Below are 3,371 nucleotides of genomic sequence, written 5' to 3'. Positions count from 1 at the left end.
GCCGTCGCGTCCGCCAGTGACGTGCCTCCGACCCGAGCGTCCGCGACGCCGACCAACACGGGCGGGCACTGGCTTGCGGACGTGGTCCGGGCCCCGGCGACGATCCGTGCGGTGCCTACCGTGCCGGGGCCACCCGAACGCGGCGGACCCGCCGGCGTCGGCCCACCGGCCAGGGTCGTGCGCGCCGCACCTCGCCCCCCGTTGATCCACTGGCCGAACGGCCTGGCCGCCGCCTGAGGGTCAGACCGGTCGCCCGCCGAACTGCCAGTGGTGCACCTCGACGTCGGCGTACCGCTCCACGGTCAGGATGGCGCGCGCCGCGTCCGGGGTCGGCGCCCGAACCAGCGCGGCGGTGCCGAGCCAGGTGTCGCCGTCGTCGGACAGCAGCGGCCCGTACGCGATCAGCTCGTCCCGGTCGGGCGGCACGGCCAGGTCAACGGCCGGCCCCGCGCCGAGGCCGAGCACCAGATACCGGTTGCCGCCGGTCCGACCGCCGGGAAAGTCCCACATCGTGCGGCCCAGCGTGTTGCGCCACCGGCGCAGCAGCACATCCCGGTACACGCCGGCCTGGTAGTTCGGCTCGTCGAAGGCGAACGCCCGCGCGGCGCCCGGGTCGGGCACGTCGACGATGTGCACGCTGCCGGTGGCCGTGTCGCCGGACAGGGTAGGGCCACGCGCAATCATCTCCGCCGCGAACCGGTCCATGTAGGTCCAGTGCTCGGCCAGCAACTCGTCGCGCAACGTCGCCGAGTCGGGCCGGTCGCGGTGGTAACACAGGAACTCCATGCCGCCCATTCTCGACGCCGTGCCCCACCCCCCGGCGGGGCGGGCACAGCCGAGTCGTCCTACGGCACGGACGCCGAGGCCAACAGCGCGGCGGTGGGCAGCGCGAGCAGGCCGTCCGGGTCGCGGTAGGCGGCGGTCAGCTCGTCGTACGCGGCACGAATGCGGGCGATCACCGCCGGCGGCTGGGTCTCCATCAGCAGGCCGGGCCCGCTGATGCCGTTCGCCGGGCCGCTCCACCACGCCTCGGGGTCGGTGCGGTGCGCCCAGGTGATCGTCTCGCACCGCACGTCGGCGAGGCCGGGGGCGTCGAGCAACCCGGCGAACCCCTCGGGGGTACGGGGAAAGTCCCGCTCCGCGTCCACCCTCGGCATCGAGGTCGGGCGGTCGACCCCGGCAGCGTCGAAGACCTCGCCCCAGAGGCTCTGCGCCTCGGGCGGCGGGTGGGGCCAGATCGTCGCCGCGATCCGTCCGCCCGGCCGGACGACCCGTCGGAGTTCGGTGATCGCGGCCACCGGGTCGCCCACGTGATTGATCACGAAGTTCGCCACGGCCGCGTCGAACTGCCCGGAGTCGAACGGGAGATGGGGCAGAGCCGCGAGGCTAACCTCGTCGGCGGACGGGAGCCGGCTGCGGGCCAGGTCGACCATGCTGGGCTCCGCGTCGACGGCCACCACACTGGCGCCGCGCGCGCACGCCAACCCGGCGACGGTCCCGGAACCGGTGCCGACGTCGAGCATTCGGGTTCCGGCATCGACGTGGGCGGCGTCCAACAGTGCCGGGGCGGGATGGGCGCACAGCAGCGCGAAACTGCCGTCGTACGCCGCCGCCCGCCCGGCCCAGCGCGACCGCTCGTGGTCGTCGAAGGCTGTGGTCGTCATTCCCGCACCCCCGTGAGGATCATGATTGCCGCCACGATAGCGCCCCGTCGAGGGTCCGACGGCCCCCGCCAACGCGCCGTGCTCGCGCTGCTGCTGGCGGCCCGGGGCGAGGTCGTCTCCGTCGGCCGGATGATCGAGGAGCTGGGGCGGGGTGACGCGCCACCGCGGGCGATCGTCTCTCTCTCCACTCCCCCGCGCATCGGCGCCACCACCCGCTGAACGTCGGGTGGCCCGGCCGGCGCTCAGTCGGCGGTGAGGAAGGCCAGCACCCGGGGCCAGACCTGCGCGGCGGCGTCCGGGGCGTACTCGGCGAGGTCGGGGTCGGTGAACAGGTGTCCGGCGCCGGGATAGCGGAACACGGTCAGGTCGGTGCCAGCGTCGGTCATCGCCCGCTGCCACTCGTCAACCTCGTCCGGCGCGTCGTACGGGTCCGGGTCGGCGACGTGCAGCTGCACCGGCAACCCGGGCCGCGCCGTGTCCGGCGCGCCGCCGGTGCCGTGCAGCAGGAGCAGGCCGGCGGCGTCGGGGCGCTCGGCGAGCAGCGCCCCGGCGACGCCGGCGCCCATCGAGAAACCGGCGAGGACCGTCTGCGGCGGCAGGTCGCGCAGCGCCGCGCGGGCCCGGTCGAGCACCACCTCGTGGCCGATCTTGTCGAGCAGCGCGAAGCCCTCCTCGACGGTGTCGGCGGCCGGGACGCCGTACAAATCGGGGGCGGTGACCTGGTGCCCGGCGGCGCGCAACCGGTCGGCGGCGGCACGAACGGCCGGCCGCAGCCCGTACACGGAGTGGAACAGCACGACGTGTCGCATCAGGCCATCCTGCCGCAGCCGGGCGTGGGCGCGGCTGTGGCACGCGGGGCGGGGATCAGACCAGCGCCGTCAGCCGGGCCACCAGGGCCGTCGGCGGTGGCATCGCGGCGATCTCCTGGCTGACCTGCCCGGCGGCCGTCCGCAGGCTCTCGTCGGTGAGCAGTTGGGTCAGTGTCTGCGCGGTGATGTCGGCCGGACGCAGCGCGAGGCCGGCGCCCCGGCGGGCCACCAGCTCGGCGTTGTGCCGCCGGTCCCCCGGGCCCACCGTGGCCAGTTGCGGCAGGCCGGCGGCGAGGGCGCCGTAAACGCTGCCCGCCCCGCCGTGGTGCACCAGCGCCGCGCTCGCCGGTAACGCCTCGTCGAGCGGGATCCAGTCCACCACCCGGACGTTGCCGGGCAGCGAACGGGCCGAGCGCTCGTCGGGCCGGACCAGCACGATCTCGGCGTCCACCTGGGCCGCGGCGGCCACCACGGCGGGCATCGGGCCCCGGTCGCCGGGGCCGGTCAGGGTGCTGCGGGTGACCAGGATCCGCTGTCGCTCGCCCGGCTCGCGCAGCCAGGCCGGCAGCTCACCACCGCCCACGTAGGACGTGTAGCGCATCGGCCAGCCGGCCTGGGCGGCCACGCTGGGCGGGGCCACGGCGAGGGCGGCGGCGGGTGGCGGCAGCTCCACGAGGCCGTGCCGGCGCAGCGCGGCCCCGAGCCGGGCGGTGGTCGCGCCGACCAGGTCCCGGCCGTCGAAGAGGGTGTTCTCCTGGCGTACGGCCGGCACGTCGAGCAGCGCCGCCGCCACCGCGCCGGCGACCGCGAACGGCTCGTACACCACCAGATCCGGTCGACAAAAAATTGTGGAACAGCTGTCCCGGCAACAAACAAATGTTGCCAAAGGAATCCCAAC

General features: G+C 75.1%; 6 protein-coding genes. 2 read left to right on the top strand and 4 right to left on the bottom strand.

The annotated features are described in order from the left end of the window. Window positions 1–237: hypothetical protein (locus AB0J68_RS29600; protein WP_363941870.1), on the top strand; the 237-nt coding region annotated here is incomplete at its 5' end. 3 nt (window positions 238–240) lie between these two features. Here AB0J68_RS29600 and AB0J68_RS29595 read toward each other — a convergent pair. Further along, window positions 241–786 carry a YciI family protein gene (locus tag AB0J68_RS29595; RefSeq protein WP_355067752.1) on the bottom strand — a complete coding sequence of 182 codons (546 nt, stop codon included), beginning with the start codon at window positions 784–786 and terminating at the stop codon, window positions 241–243. Between the two features lie 59 nt (window positions 787–845). Further along, window positions 846–1,664: a class I SAM-dependent methyltransferase gene (locus AB0J68_RS29590; RefSeq protein WP_355067751.1), complete on the bottom strand. Its 819-nt coding sequence runs from the start codon at window positions 1,662–1,664 to the stop codon at window positions 846–848. A 12-nt stretch (window positions 1,665–1,676) separates the two neighbouring features. Here AB0J68_RS29590 and AB0J68_RS29585 point away from each other — a divergent pair, with 12 nt between their 5' ends. Continuing rightward, window positions 1,677–1,883, top strand: a complete 207-nt coding sequence (locus tag AB0J68_RS29585) for a hypothetical protein (protein ID WP_363941868.1) — start codon at window positions 1,677–1,679, stop codon at window positions 1,881–1,883. A gap of 23 nt (window positions 1,884–1,906) precedes the next feature. Here the strand turns inward: AB0J68_RS29585 and AB0J68_RS29580 are convergent, their stop codons facing one another. Then, entirely contained in the window at window positions 1,907–2,473 is a 567-nt protein-coding gene (locus AB0J68_RS29580) for a dienelactone hydrolase family protein (RefSeq protein WP_355067749.1), read from the bottom strand. Window positions 2,474–2,528: 55 nt separating this feature from the next. Then, on the bottom strand, window positions 2,529–3,299 hold the full coding sequence (locus AB0J68_RS29575; RefSeq protein ID WP_363941865.1) for a nucleotide disphospho-sugar-binding domain-containing protein: 771 nt from the start codon (window positions 3,297–3,299) through the stop codon (window positions 2,529–2,531). Window positions 3,300–3,371: the final 72 nt, after the last annotated feature.

Source organism: Micromonospora sp. NPDC049580, assembly GCF_040675595.1.
In the GTDB taxonomy this organism is placed as follows: domain Bacteria; phylum Actinomycetota; class Actinomycetes; order Mycobacteriales; family Micromonosporaceae; genus Micromonospora.
This window is presented reverse-complemented; position numbering and strand designations above follow the sequence as displayed.

Bases quoted from the DNA above. Each gene is read 5' to 3' on its own strand.
- AB0J68_RS29580 (WP_355067749.1), bottom strand. From the start codon at position 2,473: ATGCGACACGTCGTGCTGTTCCACTCCGTGTACGGGCTGCGGCCGGCC.
- AB0J68_RS29595 (WP_355067752.1), bottom strand. From the start codon at position 786: ATGGAGTTCCTGTGTTACCACCGCGACCGGCCCGACTCGGCGACGTTG.
- AB0J68_RS29590 (WP_355067751.1), bottom strand. From the start codon at position 1,664: ATGACGACCACAGCCTTCGACGACCACGAGCGGTCGCGCTGGGCCGGG.